The organism is Leisingera sp. ANG-M6, from assembly GCF_000813905.1.
GTDB lineage: Bacteria > Pseudomonadota > Alphaproteobacteria > Rhodobacterales > Rhodobacteraceae > Leisingera.
Map to the genome: position 1 here is coordinate 86,198 of NZ_JWLG01000014.1, position 16,407 is coordinate 102,604.

Annotated in this window: 11 protein-coding genes and 1 tRNA gene; 5 read left to right on the forward strand and 7 right to left on the reverse strand. The window is 58.6% G+C overall.

Annotated elements, in window-relative coordinates; translation table 11 throughout:
- Nucleotides 1-46: 46 nt before the first annotated feature.
- Together RA24_RS12480 and ctlX are read left to right on the forward strand one after the other, a co-directional pair.
- Nucleotides 47-1,117 (forward strand): ornithine cyclodeaminase, encoded by a 1,071-nt coding sequence (locus RA24_RS12480; RefSeq protein WP_039174617.1) that lies wholly within the window; start codon nucleotides 47-49, stop codon nucleotides 1,115-1,117.
- Nucleotides 1,114-2,049 carry a citrulline utilization hydrolase CtlX gene (gene ctlX, locus RA24_RS12485; RefSeq protein WP_039191906.1) on the forward strand — a complete coding sequence of 312 codons (936 nt, stop codon included), beginning with the start codon at nucleotides 1,114-1,116 and terminating at the stop codon, nucleotides 2,047-2,049. Before RA24_RS12480 ends, ctlX begins: the two co-directional genes overlap by 4 nt.
- Before the next feature lie 1,507 nt (nucleotides 2,050-3,556).
- Here the strand turns inward: ctlX and RA24_RS12495 are convergent.
- Nucleotides 3,557-3,633: transfer RNA gene (locus tag RA24_RS12495), tRNA-Arg, on the reverse strand.
- 282 nt (nucleotides 3,634-3,915) lie between these two features.
- Here RA24_RS12495 and RA24_RS12500 point away from each other — a divergent pair.
- Entirely contained in the window at nucleotides 3,916-4,566 is a 651-nt protein-coding gene (locus RA24_RS12500; protein ID WP_019295377.1) for a GNAT family N-acetyltransferase, read from the forward strand.
- A gap of 85 nt (nucleotides 4,567-4,651) precedes the next feature.
- Nucleotides 4,652-6,421 carry an adenylate/guanylate cyclase domain-containing protein gene (locus RA24_RS12505; protein WP_039191911.1) on the forward strand — a complete coding sequence of 590 codons (1,770 nt, stop codon included), beginning with the start codon at nucleotides 4,652-4,654 and terminating at the stop codon, nucleotides 6,419-6,421.
- 54 nt (nucleotides 6,422-6,475) lie between these two features.
- Here RA24_RS12505 and RA24_RS12510 read toward each other — a convergent pair whose 3' ends face one another.
- From RA24_RS12510 to torT, 5 genes are all read right to left on the reverse strand, one after another.
- Complete coding sequence (locus tag RA24_RS12510; protein ID WP_019295379.1) at nucleotides 6,476-7,327, reverse strand: hypothetical protein; 852 nt, start codon at nucleotides 7,325-7,327, stop codon at nucleotides 6,476-6,478.
- A 144-nt stretch (nucleotides 7,328-7,471) separates the two neighbouring features.
- Nucleotides 7,472-8,773 carry a hypothetical protein gene (locus RA24_RS12515; RefSeq protein ID WP_052257718.1) on the reverse strand — a complete coding sequence of 434 codons (1,302 nt, stop codon included), beginning with the start codon at nucleotides 8,771-8,773 and terminating at the stop codon, nucleotides 7,472-7,474.
- A 24-nt stretch (nucleotides 8,774-8,797) separates the two neighbouring features.
- On the reverse strand, nucleotides 8,798-10,162 hold the full coding sequence (locus RA24_RS12520) for a TfuA-like protein (RefSeq protein ID WP_039151924.1): 1,365 nt from the start codon (nucleotides 10,160-10,162) through the stop codon (nucleotides 8,798-8,800).
- Nucleotides 10,159-11,364 carry a YcaO-like family protein gene (locus RA24_RS12525; protein ID WP_039191914.1) on the reverse strand — a complete coding sequence of 402 codons (1,206 nt, stop codon included), beginning with the start codon at nucleotides 11,362-11,364 and terminating at the stop codon, nucleotides 10,159-10,161. Before RA24_RS12525 ends, RA24_RS12520 begins: the two co-directional genes overlap by 4 nt.
- A 144-nt stretch (nucleotides 11,365-11,508) precedes the next feature.
- Complete coding sequence (gene torT, locus RA24_RS12530) at nucleotides 11,509-12,561, reverse strand: TMAO reductase system periplasmic protein TorT (protein WP_052257717.1); 1,053 nt, start codon at nucleotides 12,559-12,561, stop codon at nucleotides 11,509-11,511.
- A gap of 94 nt (nucleotides 12,562-12,655) precedes the next feature.
- On the opposite strand from torT, the gene torS reads away from it, so the two are divergent.
- Nucleotides 12,656-15,586, forward strand: a complete 2,931-nt coding sequence (gene torS, locus RA24_RS12535) for a TMAO reductase system sensor histidine kinase/response regulator TorS (RefSeq protein WP_039191917.1) — start codon at nucleotides 12,656-12,658, stop codon at nucleotides 15,584-15,586.
- Here torS and RA24_RS12540 read toward each other — a convergent pair.
- Nucleotides 15,559-16,251, reverse strand: coding sequence for a response regulator (locus RA24_RS12540; protein WP_019295385.1), 693 nt, complete (start codon nucleotides 16,249-16,251; stop codon nucleotides 15,559-15,561). The genes torS and RA24_RS12540 overlap by 28 nt on opposite strands.
- Nucleotides 16,252-16,407 lie beyond the last annotated feature (156 nt).

Below are 16,407 nucleotides of genomic sequence, written 5' to 3' on the forward strand. Positions count from 1 at the left end.
GGAGGATGCTGGCAACAACGCATGAAACGAAGAACAGGATGACGCCATGTCCGCACCCGCCCCGTCAGAACGTGCCTACGTTCCCTTTGTCAGCGTCGGCAACATGATGCAGCTGATCCACCGGATCGGCATCGCGCCGATGCTGGCTGGCATTGCCGGCTATATCGAAGAGGATTTCCGCCGCTGGGAGCTGTTTGACAAAACTCCCCGCGTGGCCGCGCACTCAAAGGAGGGCGTGATCGAATTGATGCCGACCTCGGACGGCACCACCTACGGGTTCAAATACGTGAATGGCCACCCCAAGAACACCAAGGAGGGCCTGCAGACCGTCACCGCTTTCGGGCTGCTAGCAGATGTCTATACCGGCTATCCGGTGCTGCTGACCGAAATGACCGTGCTAACCGCCCTGCGCACCGCCGCCACCTCGGCCGTTGTGGCCAAACATCTTGCCCCCAAGGGCGCCCGCACCATGGCTATGATCGGCAATGGCGCGCAATCCGAATTCCAGGCGATGGCGATGAAAGAAATCTGCGGCATCGACCGCCTGCGCCTCTACGACATCGACCCGAAGGCGACCGAAAAACTGATACGCAATCTTGAAGGGCGCGGCGTCAACATGGTGGCCTGCTCCAGCGCTGAAGAAGCAGTCCAGGGCGCCGAAATCATCACCACCTGCACCGCGGACAAGCAGAACGCCACCGTCCTGAATGACAATATGGTCGGTGCCGGCATGCACATCAACGCAATTGGCGGCGACTGCCCCGGCAAGACCGAGCTGGCCGGCGCAATCCTGTCCCGCGCAGACGTCTTTGTCGAATACCCGCCGCAAACCCGGATTGAAGGCGAGATCCAACAGATGCCCGGGGACTTTCCAGTGACCGAAATGTGGAAGGTCATCACCGGCCAGGCCAAAGGGCGCACGGATGCGCGCCAGATCACCCTGTTTGACGGGGTGGGCTTTGCGACCGAGGACTTCTCGGCGCTGCGCTATGTCCGCGACCAGTTGGAGGGCACCGGCCTCTATCAGGATCTCGACATGCTGGCTGACCCGGATGACCCACGCGATCTCTTTGGCATGGTGCTGCGCGCGGCTCCAGTTGCAGAGGGCGCGGCATGATCCGCTCTTCGGTGCAGGCCCCCGGCGCGGTGGTGATGGTTCGCCCGCACCATTTTACCGTGAACACTGAAACTGCGGCTGACAACGCGTTCCAGGCGGTTGTGAATGCCAATGGCCAGGATGAAGCGAATTCTGCCCGGTGCGCCTATGACGAACACTCCCGCGCGGTGGAGGTGCTGCGTGAGCATGGCGTTCGGGTGCATGTGTTCGAAGGCGAAGACCCGACCACGCCCGATTGCGTCTTTCCCAACAATTGGTTCTCGACCCATGCAGGCGGCCATGTGGCGGTCTATCCGATGAAGGCCAGAAACCGGCGGCTTGAGCGGCGCCAGGACATCCTAGAGATGCTCAAATCCGAGTACCGAGTGCAGGACATCATCGACTATTCCGGGCTGGAGCCGGACGGGCTGTTTCTGGAAGGCACCGGCGCCATGGTGCTCGACCATATCAACCGGGTGGCTTACGCGGTGGCCAGCGACCGCACCAACCCGGTGGCGCTGGAACGGTTTTGCACCCATTTCAACTTTGAACCGATGGTGTTTGACGCCCAGGATGGCCAGGGCACACCGGTCTATCACACCAACGTCCTGATGTGCATCGGCACCGGCTTTGCCCTGATCGGCACCGGCATGATCACCGATCCCGCCCGACGGGCCGAAATCGTCGCACGTTTGGGAGAAACAGGCCGGGATGTGATCGAACTCAGCGAAGCTCAAATCGCCGGATTTGCCGGTAACGCCATTGAGCTGATGGGCTGGGACGGCCCGGTACTGGCGCTGTCCCAAGCGGCATATGATGCGCTGACCCCCGAACAGCGCCACCGCATCGAAGCCCATGCCATTCTGGTGCCGCTGCAGATCCCGACCATCGAAATGGCGGGCGGGTCAGTGCGCTGCACCATTGCCGGCATCCACCTGGCCAGTCGCGGCTAAAGAGAGCAACGAAAGACCCGCTCTGAGCTTGAGCGGGTCTACCATTGTTTCCTGATGCCTGGCCGGCCACAGCCCCTTGCCGATCCCCGGGAACTGTCGAGTAAGCGTAGATACTACCTAGCCAATGACGGAAGCATATTACTCGTCTAGCAATTGAAATTGTTAAAGGCGCATAGCGTCCTTGCGCGTGGATACATGCTCGACGCCAATGTCAGCTTACACTGAGGATCGCTCGATATCTTGCGATGCGCAGCGAAGGTCTGCTTCCCGCCCTCTCTGTATGTGAGGTGCTCGCGGCTCCGAGGTAAGCGGATGACCGCTTCGGGCTGTCCTGGCCCTTTCCTTGCTCGTCTTGAGCGCCCGTTCTTGGGTCGGTAAATCCCGAGCTTCCAGCTCGTGATCGGGCTCTATCCGGATACCGACTGCATCGGCATCCGGACGGAACCTGGACAGCTCTAACTCCCTGCGGCCCGGGAGCGGTGGAACGCGTCAGCTGTTCAATTATAACTTGCTGGTTAGTTTGTCAGATGCCGTCGTGCCGCTTGTAGAGCGACTATATGGTCTTCCCTTAAAGTTCTCTTACAATTTCACTTATGTCTACTCAGTAGACATATCTCTTCGTCGGCATGTCGACCGCGTCGGCTGTGATGTAAATTTCCTCATTTACCTGGGCGATGATGGGCCTGATGATCAAAAACGTGTGATCCTTAGCTGCGCCACCAATGATTTGGACCGAGAGGTCTGGGGTAGACCTGGCGATGCCGTGGTTTTCCCAGGAAGAAAAATGCCCCATTTCCGGAGGAGAGACACTTCGAGAAGTTGGCTGGTTACCTCCATTTTGCATTTTCAGACTATCTCAGAACCCGTCTTACAATCGGCTGCCCCACCCAAGTGAGCACGCTCAAGTATTTACTCGCTTAAGACCAGCCGTATAAAAGCTTACGTGACCTAGCGAGCCCTGCGTAAGCTAAGAAAAGGTGAGGGTCTGCTTCGTCCGGCGGTGTGCGAGTTCGTGATCCGCGTGGCAAGTGGCGGCTGAAGATCTTGATAGCTGCTTTCCTCCTGCCCCTCCTGTCAAATTTAGAATGTGATCGCGGACGAGACCGCGATCGCTTGCACAGAAGTCAGCCGCGCTTCCGCTCCGCTCTAGCGCGCCTGGCATTTTCTGTTTGATTGGTCCGCCTGCCATCCGGCCGGCAATCTGAACACGGGTTCTGATGCCGCTGCGCGTCAGCCTCCACGGAGAAATCCGGTTCCTCCCGCGCCAAGCGCGGCCCCTCCCAATTTCACCGCTCCGGCCCCGTCTGTCAGATCACCGTCCGGCCGCAGTCCGGGCTGCGCCCACCCTGCTTTGCCCTCCGGAAGACACGAGGTCTTCCGAAGTGAAAATCAAGGAAGGCTTCGCCACTGGCGGAACAGGAGGCGCGAGCGGGGAAGTTGGAGACACGAAAAAGGAAAGGTTCTGTCGCAAATGGCAAAACTATGTGTCGCCCGACAATTTGGGAAGTGGCGGACCGAGGAGGATTCGAACCCCCGACCCCTTGATTCGTAGTCAAGTACTCTATCCAGCTGAGCTATCGGTCCACTGCGGCGGGGTTTAACCACACCAACCCAAGGCCGCAACCCCAAAAAATACTGCGTTCAAAGATTCTGGCCATCAAGATATGCTCTGGCGCTTCCAGCAGCAGTTCCTCCGGTGCTTGCATTCGCCCAGTCCGGCTGCAGCCCCCGCATGCGTGCTCCTTAACAGAGGCCTGACCAAGGGTGCATAAATCTGCTAAAGATTGTGCTAGTGTCAGGCACCCACTCATTTTCCGGCTGCTCTGTCACCGGGATACAGATACGGCAAGGCAAAGGAGGCCGCCGATGCCAGAGAGCGAGTCTGCAGTTTTCCGGCTCCGGCCGCTGGAACCGGATGATTTCGCCACAATGGCTGTCTGGTTCGAAAATGTGTCTGATCTGGCCCGCTTTGACCGCTCTGCCAGGGCACCCTGCAATACTGCTGCAATGGAGACTTCCTGGGGTCCGGCTGAAGAAACAGAAAGAAACCCCGCAAAATGCTGGTTTGCTATTACTGCAGAATCCGGGGAACTTTGCGGGATTTCAGGCTTAGAAAGCATTTCAGCCGTGAACCGTGATGCCGTCATAGCGCTGTTCGTAGAAGAGCAATGGCGCCGGCAAGGAATTGGCATCCGGTCAATGGCACTGGTTTTGGACTTTGCCTTCCGCCAGATCGGGCTAAATCGCGTTACATCCTACTACCGGGCCGACAATAAGCACAGCCAGCAAATGACATCACGCGCCGGCTTTGCAACAGAAGGCAGGATGCGCGAAGCTTGGTTCGCCGAAGGCCGGCATTTCGACATGGTCAGTGTCGGACTTTTGCTCGGCGATTGGAACGACCGCCGCCAGGTACTGGCACGGGAACTAGACGCCTCCTGCAGCGTCGGCTTCCGCGGCGGAGCTGATTCTGGCTGGGCTTGGCCGCCAGGCCCGCAAGATCCGCCAGACGGATGAGCAGCATTAGCCCGCCCTGGTACCGAACGGCAGCGGATCCGGCCTGCGGCCGGTATCAGCCATTCTCGCAGGAGGAGGTCAGCTTGTGAGCGGCAAAGACAAGACTTCTACGGTCCGGCGTCAACTTGGGGCGGTACTGTTTGCCGATGTAGTCGGTTATGCCCGGCTTATGGGCAACGATGAAATCGATACTTACAGCGCCCTCAAATCCCTCTTGGAGCAACTTGAAGCCGCCTGTCAGGCACATGACGGGCAGGTTGTTGCTGTTCGGGGCGACGGTGTACTTGCCTTGTTTGAAACGGCCACGGATGCGGTGAAGTTCGGGGTCGAGCTGCACCGTATTGCCGAGCAGAACAACAGCTCGCGTCCGGGAGATCAGCAGCTGCGATTTCGGGCGGGGGTGCATTTGGGTGAAATCCTTGTCGACGACCGCGGCATTCACGGCGACAACGTCAACATTGCTGCCCGCCTGCAGGAAATCGCCGAACCGGGCCGGGTGTATATCAGTGCAGCTGTGTACGAGCAGATCCGAAACCGGTTGCGCTTTGGCTTTGAATTCCTGGGCCCCCAACAGCTCAAGAACATTGCAGACCCAGTTCCTTCCTATTGTGTTCGCAGCGAAATCGAGGGCGCCGCGATGGCCGCGACTTTACGCCCGGACCGCCCGCCTGCGCATCCGCAACTGCCGGGCATTCCATCGGTTGCGGTGCTGCCCTTTACTAGCTTGGGCGGCGAGGAAACCGACAGCTGGTTTGCCGATGGGCTGACAGAGGACATCATCCTGAACCTGTCCAAGTTCAAAAACCTCTTTGTCATTGCCCGCAATTCCGCATTCTTCTTCAAGGCGCGCTCAATGCCGCCTCAGGACGCGGCGCGCGAACTGGGGGTGCGCTATGTGGCACGGGGCAGTGTCCGGCGGGCAGCGTCCCGGATCCGCATAGCAATAGAACTGATTGATGCAGATTCCGGCAGGACCATCTGGGGTGAACGCTATGACCGGGATATTGATGATATCTTTGCAATTCAGGATGAGGTCACAGACGCCATCGTTGCAGCCACCGCGGTTTTGATCGAAGCGCACGAGCGCAAGCGTATGTCGCAAGCCGCCCCTGCTGACCTTGCCGCCTACGGCTATGTGCTGCGTGGCCAGCAGTATATCTTCCGTTACACACGGCAAGACAATCACGAAGCGCAAACGCTGTATGAAAGGGCTCTGGCCCGGGACCAGGACTATGCCAGGGCATCGGCAGCCATTTCCCGCACGATGAATATCGATTGGCGGTATTCCTGGGCCAAGGATGCGGACCACGCGCTGGACACAGCCCTGGCCTTTGCGCAAAGAGCTGTGGAACTGGACCCGACCGACGCCCGCGGCTTTGGCGAATTGGGCTTTGTTCACCTTTACCGTAAGGAGCATGATGCCGCTCTTGGCGCTTACAGGCGCGCCCTCTCACTCAACCCGAATGATGCCGATCTGCTGTCGGATTACGCTGACGCGCTGGCACATTCCGGTGACAATGAAACCGCGATCAGCAACCTGAAACAGGCCATGCGGCTCAATCCTTACTTCCCGGATCAGTACCTGTGGCACTTGGGCGGGGCTTACTACAATCTCAAGGAATACGATGCAGTGATTGACACGCTGACTAAGATGAATAACCCGACAGAGGGCCAGCGGATGCTGGCTGCCAGCTATGCCCAACTCGGCAAGATGGAAATGGCGCGTGACATGGCTGCCCGTCACCGCGAGGCCCATCCGAATTTTTCGCTGGACCGCTGGACGAAGGTTCAACCTGACCGCCTGGAGGAAGACACCCTGCATTTCGTGGAGGGCCTGAAGAAGGCAGGTTTTTAACTCGGGTCCTCGAACCAGCAGGTTCCGCAGTTCGCGTGGCCCGCGCGTGCCGGTTCAATCACCTGAGCCACGCGCTTTTGCACCACTGACCTTGGCACCGCTGACTTTGGCACCACTTACTTTAGCACCGCTTACTTTTGCGCCACTGACCTTGGCACCGCTCACCTTCGCTCCACTAATGTCTGGGCCGCCTCCAAAGTAGACATCCAGAAGCACCTGCTCCAGCATACCGGTCATCACATCCATGCGGATCGAGTAATCTGCCTTGTCATACTCCCAGACCATGATGTCGTTTGCGAACTGGTACTCGGCTGACGCAACACCTGTCACTGACGGATCCAAAGGCGCACGGGCGCCTTGATTGGCTGGCAAGTTATCTGTCGCGCTTCTGCCCTCTCCATGCACCAGAAACAGCGTCGGCTCAGGCAGTTCAAAATAGGTGCCTTCGTAAGCAAACCCATATATCCGTGCAAACTTTGCGTGCAGGCTGAGCTGGGCATCCAGCAGATTGTTCCGGCCACGGCCGCGAAGCCCGGCCTGCTTGTAAATTTGCTTTGGAATGTCTTTGGTTTGGATCCAGACGGTATCGCCGAACTCAGTTCCCTCCAGAACTGCAACCCGCTCCTCGGCAGAGACCTTCATCTCCGAGACCAGCTTCAGAGTGTTGCCAGCACCTGAGGTAACTTTGTAGACACCATTCTCGTTTGCGTTGTTTCGCCGTACCAGAACCAAATCGTTCTCGGCAATTTCCACGCCGTCCAGTTCTGTGTCGATGTTGTTCAGGTTCACCTTCTCGACAGTCGCCACGCGCACCGTCTTTTTGACGTCCGATCTGACGATCTGCAGATCTTTCAGGAGGCGTCCAAATAACAGCACTTCAGAGAAACTCAGCAAAGACTCGGCCACCGTACATACTCCCGTGGCTATGACAACAACACCAGAAGATCCTTCCGCAAGGTGCCGGCTGCAAACCTCGCCTGCCCCGCTTCCGCAAAACTCTCCCTCAGGATGAAAGTATCACAAACAGGAAAAAAATTACAGAAGTAACGGCTACAATCCATCCGGAACCCGTGTCCGCACGGAATGTGCGTGGCTGTCGTCGCCCGCTTCGCCCAGGCGCGGACCGGCCTCGACCAGGCCGATTCCGCGCATGCGGAAGTTGCCCTCGATGATCGAATGAAAAGCACCGCCCGTCGAATTTCCGTCGACCAGCAGCAATGCCTGCTCTACCGCGGCATAGGTCAGAGTCTCCGCATCCAGCATGCTCCACGCCGCCGCCAGATAGGAGCCTAGAATATCCCGAGCTTCCAGCAGCGCCAGACGGAACCCTTCCGGATCAGCAGCATAACGGTCATCAAATAGGGCCTGCATAACCTCGCCGTAATAGGGACTGTCTTCCAGTTGGTCGGACAAATCCTCCATTTCCGGTGTAATGAGTTCATGAACCAGCAACCGCTCATGGAAGATATCCACTAGGATATCGAACATTGCCCCGGTCAAGGGTTCGGACAGCGCGTGCTCGCTGTTCCAGCCGCAAACAAAATCATCCAGCAACCGTGTGTTTGCGGCCATCCGGATTTGCGCGTTTCCGGCAAGCTCTGCGAAACGGTTTAGCTGGTTGAAAGTGTATAGGTTGCCCCGGGTGCTTTCCAGCAACTCCTCAACCACCGATCCGAAATGCAGCGATGCAATCAATGCAACCATGTCTGCCGCGGATTCGTGAAATCCATAGTATTCACCCGGAACATCCTCGGAAACCGGCATCCCGGCGACGCTGTAAATGATGGCATGTCCGATCTCATGGGCAACCACGTCAAAATTCAGGCTGTAGGCGCGGTACTCATCGCCGTGTTCGCTGGTACCCCCTGTTTCCAGAAAACCCCAACCGATGTGCGCGTTATCCAGGCTTGGCAGCAGCGACAATTCCAGCCGGTCGTAATCGCGGGCGAAGTGCCAGGGGATTTTATGGCCGAAATAGGCCTCCCACACATCCAAGGTGAAATGCGCCGCGGCAAAAAGATGTGCTGCTTCGAACCTCGGGTCGGAAGGCTCAATATGAAAGAAGTGCCCGTCCTCATCCGGTTCAGGCGGTGCATGCAGCTCACCGTGCCAGGGCGGCAGATACATGCCTGGCCCTTCAGGCCCCTGCACGATCGCTCCATAGGGGATCGTCTTGCCCTGCGCGTTAACTGTATACATCCGCGGCCCCGAAGGCCCCGGACCAATGGTGCCCGGCGGGGCTGAAATCTCGACCAGCTCCAGCACCGGCTCGTCCGTTCGGAACGGTGATTGCGGAAACAGCAGAAACCGCGTTCCCGGCGCTTCTTCTGCCGTCACAAAAGGATCGTCCATACATCCTCCAATCCTGCGGAGGTATCACCCGGCTTGTCCTGCCTCGTCCCTGCTGTCCGGCGCAGGCCTTGTGTTGACACCCTGATGATACATGAATTCACGCCGGATCAGCTCAAAGAATTCCTCGGTGCCAAGCCCGACCGACAACGCGTGCGCCTCAAGATCCTCCGGGATGTCTCGCTGGAGGACGTATTCGAAATACCAGGCCGTCATCTGCAACCGCTCGCTCTGCTGCTTCTGACTGTCTGGCTGCGCCTGCTCCGCTATCTGCTTTTCCTTGGCCTCGGCCCGCGCTTTTAATCCGGCGAAAGCGCCTGCCAACTGCAGTTCCGCCAGCAAGCAGGGCTCCAGCTCTTTCTGCAAAGCACTGACAGCCTTGGCGATTTGAGCCGTTTCCCCAAGTTTTGCCTCATATTGCATAGCCGTTAGCCCATTAGCTACCAGCCACGCCTGCAGATCCTTGCTGCGCAATAGGCTGTGCTCCTGCCGGTGACTGTTCAGCTGCGCCAACAAAGCCTTGCGCTCAGGCGGCACTCCTGCCCTGCGCACCTTTTGCAGTGCCAAGCAGCGTAGCGCAGCCCGGTTCCTGAACTCGGCAAAGCGCTCGGGTTTCAGCCGCAGTTCGTCCAGTACCCACCGCTCTGCATCCTGCAATGTTTGTTCCTGCGCCTCCGCGCGGCGCACCAGCCCTTGCCAGGCGAGAGTCTCCTCCATTTGTTCACTCAATTGGCTATTTCCCGGCGCCCCAGCGCCAGAAAACACCGCCATCTGCGCCAGCATCTCCTGCGCGTCATTGCGCTTGGCATCAATCGCGCCAGTCTCCAGCCAAGAAGAAAACCGGTCCCGCCAGGGCGACACCGGAAGATCTGCCAAAATCTGTTTCCAAGTCCGCTGCTGGTAGAAACGCGTCTTAGCTGTCTCAAGGACCGTTGCCGCCTGTGCCGCATCCAAAACCATGCCGCTGACCGCGCGGTCCACCGTCGCACGGATCGAGACCATTGGCTCACTCAGCGGTGCAAAACCTAGCTCGGCAGGGCTGTGCAGGACCGCAACCTCGTCATCGTCGGCGATCGCGCCTGAGGCATAAGCCGCATAGATTCTGCCAACTCCAATCATACCAAAGGCCGAAAGCTCTGCCGCCCGCAAGGCACCCATGCTGGCACTTCCGAACATGGTTATGCCCTGCTCCATCGCCCACAGGATCTCCTTGTGCCAGACCGAGGGAACCCCTTCGAAATAACCGTCGATCAGCCCAATTGCTTCGGCACCCTGGCGAGCTGCTCTGTAAATATCCCCCTGACCGGCAGGGGGAAGCACGATGGAGCCTGGCAGCAGAGCTTGCGCCTCCTCCGCACCGATAGTCGGTCCGGCGAACACCACTGCAGTCACTGGCTTGCCTCCGCTGCTTGTAGCGCCCGCGTACCAGCGATGAAGTCAGGATCGTCGTGCGGCGCTTCCAGCCCAGGGATCACTGCACGCACCACGGATACTCCCAACCCCGGACGCGACAGATCCACTGTCAGCACTTGCTTCATTCCAGCTGCTGCCAGCCTGACGAGCAACCATGACTGATCCTTTTCGAAGGAAGAGGAGGAAAACGTCGGGCAGTCTTGAAACCGGACCACGGCCTTGGACTGGGAGAGCAAAAGGCGAACATATGATGCTCGCTCAGCGGAAGCCGCTGGCGTAAACTCCTCAGGGTTCAGGTCATCACGTGCGCCGGAAATATAAGTCAGCCGGGTCTGCGCCGCCTCTGTAAGCGCCCTTAACGCAGCAATAGCCCTGTCTGGGTGACAGCCGCTACCGATGCCGATATGGCCGGCCCGACTGCCAGCCTCGCTGATCATGCAATGAAAAGCCGGAACTCCAATGTCAGAAGTGATGTTCCAAATACCGGCGTCCAGTCCCGCCGCGGCAAACCGGCCGATCGCTTCTTGACAGCGTGCGTCATTTATCGTGTCCGGATCAATACGCGGGCCTGGTGCCGCATGGTGCCACAGAGTTATCGCATCGCGTTCAATCAGCTCGCAAATCGCATGGCAGGAAGCTTCCGCAAGGCTATTGCCCGACGCCAGCCCGTTTGTGGTGCGCGGGAACGCCCCCTGCCCGCCGCTTGGAGGACCGGTATAGTCAGTATCCACCATTTCATAGGGAAGCCAAAACCGGGTGCCAGTTGCCAGGTCGGTGCCTTCAATCCACAACATCCGCCGTTGCGGGTCAAAGCTGGCACCGGTCACGCGCGGCAGCCGCGCCACATCCGCAACCATGGCCTCTTTTTGCAATTCATGAAAGCTGGCTGAACGCAGCGGCAGGTTAATCCGCTCCGCGTGCCAGGCCTCAATAGCCTCCATCACACCGGAGGCCTTCGCCGCCTCCAGCGTCAGCCCCTTGCCCAGCGACACTGCAACTGACCGGGAGTTCGGCCGCGTAACCATAACCGTGGGCAGGCCCACTCTGTCCAGCCCGGTCAGATTGGCAATCCGGGTAATCCCCATATCAGTCAGATGCGGACGCACTCTTGCGAGCGTCTGCGCAGGATCACACAGCCGGTGGGTGTCGTGCAAATAGCCTTTCTGCTGCGCCTCGAGCATCTGGCAGGTCTCGCTGTCATGACAGCCGCAATAAATCTGTGCTGTCCGAAACGGCAGCTGGCGGCCACAGCCGAAGGATGGCCGGCCGCAGGCTAGCGGTCAACAACAGGACAGCCGGATGTGCGTAGCCCTGACACCCTTGCCCTACTGATGCGGCTTAAAATCGAAAACAGGCACGAAACTAGCGGGAGCCAGGGTCTGGTCCAGCAAGTCTCCTGACTCTGTGCTGCGGTCGAAGATCCTGATGGCAGGCCCGGCGTGTTTGATATTCAATCGGCCTTCGATTGCGCGCACTGCCATTTCGACTGCCAGCCGCCCTTGAAGCACGGGAAAATCCGTCGGCGCAGCAATGATGCGGTCGCGAAGGACCCCGCGGTAGACCGCATGAGTCATGTAGTCCGACACAACTTGAACCTGCCCCTGCATACCACGGGCACGCAACACTGACACTGCGGCTTCTGCAGCAGGCGCGGAGCCTGCAATGTAGTCTAGGTCCGGAACCGCATCTAATGCTTCCTCAACTAGCCGCACCTGAATTTCGCGCCCGGTATCACCATATTTTGTAACCGCGATCTTGGCTGAACTGCCAGCAAGTGCGGCGCGGAAACCCTCCTCGACAAAGGTCACCCAACCCGCCTTCACCGGCCCTGGAAACCAGGCAACCTTGACTTCTGGTGCCCCCTTTGGATGGCGCGCGGCAATGAGCCTGCCTGCTTCGGCCCCCATTTCCGTCCACGACACCCCTACCTTGGCCGTGATCCCGGCATCGGCAATGTCATTGACAGCAGCAATCACCGGAACAGAAGCCGAAATCCGCTCAACCGTGCTGGTAAGGCCTGCGAAAGATACAGTACCAAGGATCAGCGCATCAGCACCATCTGCGACACAGGCCTCAGTCTGCTGTATTTGCCGCCTGAGATTGGGATAACCTCCTGCTTCGACCAGCTTGAAAGACACCCCCAGCCGGGCGGCTTCCGCCACCATGCCGTAGTTAACACTAAGCCAATAGGCATCTTTCAAGTGCGGATAGGCAATACACAGGCGCCATTCCTGCTCCGCCCGTTCGAGCGGCGTATAGTCCACGGCCTCCAGCCCGCTGCCGTAGTCAAAAGCGGTCCGCGGCACCTGCAGCCGCCAGCTGTCCGCAGTCGCCATTGTGCTGAAACACGTGAAAAGCAATAGCCACACTGCGCGCATGAGGTCCCCTTCTCCAAGGTTGGAGGATAGGCAGCGGAACCGAAAAGGGAAATTCAAATTTGCGAAATCGGCAAATGCAGGCGAAAGTTCCTGAATGTTAGGAAAGCTCGGCCTTGGCGGAAAACTGAGCCTCGCATTCATCGTGATTGCGGGACTGCCAACCCTTGCCGGGATTCTTGGGCTGATCGAATTGCGTGTGCTTGCACGGCGACAGGCAGAAGTGATCAGCCAGACCATTCCCGCCATCGCCGAGGTCCGCGGCATGGCTGAGGAAAGCACCCGGATCATAGCCATTGCCCCGGAACTGGCAGGTGTCGCAACTCAGGCGGAGCGGGCAAACCGGGCGCAGTTTCTGTCCGCTCAGATCGGGGCGCTCACCCGGCGGCTGGACGCCCTGGAACGTGGCGGTATTGCCGGATCCAGCCCGCTGCGGGAAACCGTTACAGATGCTGCAAGGGTACTGGCGCTGCTTGATGAACTGGTGGAAACCCGCATCGCGCTGCACAGCGGGCTCAAGCAGTTGACCACCCGCAACCTGACCGCCGCGAATAACCTGCTGAGCATGGCCGACACGCTGGTTGCAAATGCCGAAATGGGCACAACAGCCGTCATTTCGAGCCTCTACGGGCCGGGCAGCTCTCCAGTGGAGGAGCAGGCCCGCACCGATTTGCTGGACAAGCTGATTGAGGTGGACCTGTTTCAGCTTGGCCTGATGTTCGAACTCAGATCCCAAACTGCAGAAATCGGACTGTTGATAAACCGGATCGAGGAAGCCGAAACTGTGGAGGAATTGGAGAAAATTGAAAACGCGTTGACCAGCCGCCTGGAGATCGTATCCAGACGGATCCAGGCAATTCGCGATCCCGGCCGACGGCAGCAGGCAGAAAAGTATGCAGCGCAGTTGCAGACCTTGCCAGAAAGCAACGCAGGCCTATTCGTCCTGCGTGCCCGGATACTGACGACCGAAACCCGCATCACCGCTCTGAAGCAGGAACTGCAGAACACCGCGCTGCAGCTGGGTGATGAGGCATCGGCCGTCGCTGATCAGGCGCAAGCGCGGGCGATCAGTTCGGGCAATGCCGCCGCCGCCGACATTCAGCGGGCACAGCTGCGCAATGGTTTTGCCGCCATCACCGGCTTCCTTCTGTCGCTGGCTGTCTTGTGGTTCTATGTTCGAGGCAGCATCACCCACCGCCTCAACAATCTTGCGGGCACCATGGCCGCGCTTATGCGCGGCCAACTGGACCACCCGGTCCGCCCCCGCGGGCAGGATGAAATTGCCCGTATGGAGGCGGCAGTGGAGGTGTTCCGCCAGCAAGCGCTCGACAAGATGGAACTGGAAAAGGTCCGCGACCGTAACGAGCAAGAGTTGCGGGAGCATCGCAACAATCTCCAGTCGCTGGTGGATGATCAAACCGAGCGTCTGCGGGAAGAAGTCGAAGCCCATGATAAGGCCCGGCAGAAGGCAGAAGCTGCCGATCAGGCCAAATCTGAATTCCTGGCAATGATGAGCCACGAAATCCGCACTCCAATGAACGGTGTGCTGGGTATGCTGCGCAGCCTCTCTGACGACGGTCTGCCGCCCCGGCAAATGGAACGCCTGCGGGCGGCGCTTGTCTCGGGCCAGAACCTGCTTAAAATTCTGAACGACATCCTGGACTACTCCAAGATCGAAAGCGGCGCGCTGAAACGGGATGATGTCACATTTTCCCTTCGCAGCCTAGTGGATGACATCGTCGTCCTTCTGCGCCCGGGGGCGGACGACAAGGGAGTGCACCTCTGGCTCGATGCACCGGAGGAACTGCCTGATGTGGTGAAAGGTGATGCTGCCAAGCTGCGGCAAATCCTGTTCAATCTGCTCTCCAACGCACTCAAGTTCACTGATGAGGGAGAAGTCATTCTGCGGGCCCGCACCACTGGCAGGACAGCCGGGATGCACCGGGTCACATTCGAGGTCAGCGATACCGGCAAAGGTATCTCAAAAGAGGCCAAGGCGCGCATCTTCGAAGCATTTGAGCAAGAGGACACAGACACCGCCCGCAAGTTCGGCGGCACAGGGCTGGGGCTGGCGATCAGCAAGCATTTCGCCCAAGCCATCGGCGCACGTTTGTCTATGGAAAGCACAAAAAATGTCGGCTCAGTGTTCACCTTGGCAGTAGAGCTGGCGCCAGGCGATCCTGCGGCCTTGGAACCCGAGGAGCCGCCGGTTCAAATCAACCATGCCGGGATTGCGCTTTCGATACTGGTGGTGGAGGACAATGAAATCAACCAGATGGTCGCGCAGGGCTACCTTGAGCGTATGGGCCACAACTGCCAATGTGTGACTGCCGCAGAAGACGCGCTGGCCTTGCTGCCTGCATCCCGTTTTGACCTTGTTCTAATGGACGTGAACCTTCCAGGCATCAGCGGAACTGAAGCTACCCGCCGCCTGCGTGCGATGCCGGACCCTCGGCTGTCCAATCTTCCTGTCATCGGTATTTCAGCACATGTGCAGGAGGAGCAGATCGAAACTCACCTTCGAGCCGGAATGAATGGGTTTGTGGCTAAGCCAGTCTCTCCGGAACGACTTGCAAAAGCACTGGAGAGCGTCATCCAAGGCCGCGAAGGCGCGGTCTACCTGTCAGCCCGCCAGCATTCACCTGAGAGGGACAGGCATACCAGTTTACATAGGCAGATGCAGGAAAACACACAGGATCTTGGAGCCGAGAAGGCCTTGGAAATCGCCGCACTCTTCCAGGAGGAACTGCCCCGGGGCCTTGAGAGAATGGACGCGGCCCATACCGCGCAGGATCTTGCCCAGCTTGCAAAAGAAGCCCACCGTGCCAGGGGCGCCGCAGCCAGCTTTGGCCAACAAGACTTGGCTGGCCTGTTTGCTGAACTGGAAGAAGCGGCTGCCAACGGGCACCAGTCAGTGGCTGCAAAGCACATGAGGGAACTGAGCGCTCTAACTCCCAAAATTCTGGAGTCGCTAGACAGCGTATTACGCGACTACAGAAATCAGCCCAAGGGTGCAGTGAAAACATAGCCTTCACCATGCACGGTGGTGATGACCCGGGGATTGGCAGGCTCTTCCTCCAGCTTGCCGCGCAGACGCCGGATCAGCACATCGACGGTGCGAGGGTTTGCACCATACTGCCGGTGGGTAACCCTGCTCATCAACGCATCGCGAGACGCGACCTCGCCCGCCCGGCTGATCAGCATATCCAGCACTTCAAACTCCGCCCGGGTCAGCGGAATGCTATCGCCTTCAACGGTTTGCAGATGCCGGGCTGCTACGTCGAACCGGAAATTTCCAAAATTGTAAACCCGCCGTGCCAGGCGCCGTGCCTCTTTCGTACGGCGCAGCAGGTTCTTCAATCGGGCCAAAAGCTCACGCCGGTTGAATGGCTTGCAGACATAGTCATCCGCACCAAGTTCCAGTCCAACAATTCTGTCGACCTCGTCATCCCGGCCCGTCACCAGGATAATTCCAATCTCAGATTTCGCCCGCTGCTCCCGAGTGATCTGCAACCCGTCTTTGCCGGGCAAGTTGATGTCGACCAGTAGCAAGTCAACGTCCCTTGCCTGCAATATCCGTTCGGCCTCCTCGGCGGTTTCGGCTTGGGAAACCGTATAGCCTTGCGCATCCAGGTAATTGGCGAGGGTGCTCCGGGTAACCGGTTCGTCCTCAATGATCAAAATATGCGCCATACAGGTCTCACCCCATCAATATTCCCGCCAGTTAACAAATTTTAACATAAATAGCCAGCCCGTTCATCCCTTCAGGCTGACCTGTTCACATCTGCGGCCTAGCCTCCGTCTCCGAAAGCAGGGCTTTCACTCAGCAACAACGCTCAGGCCATCAGG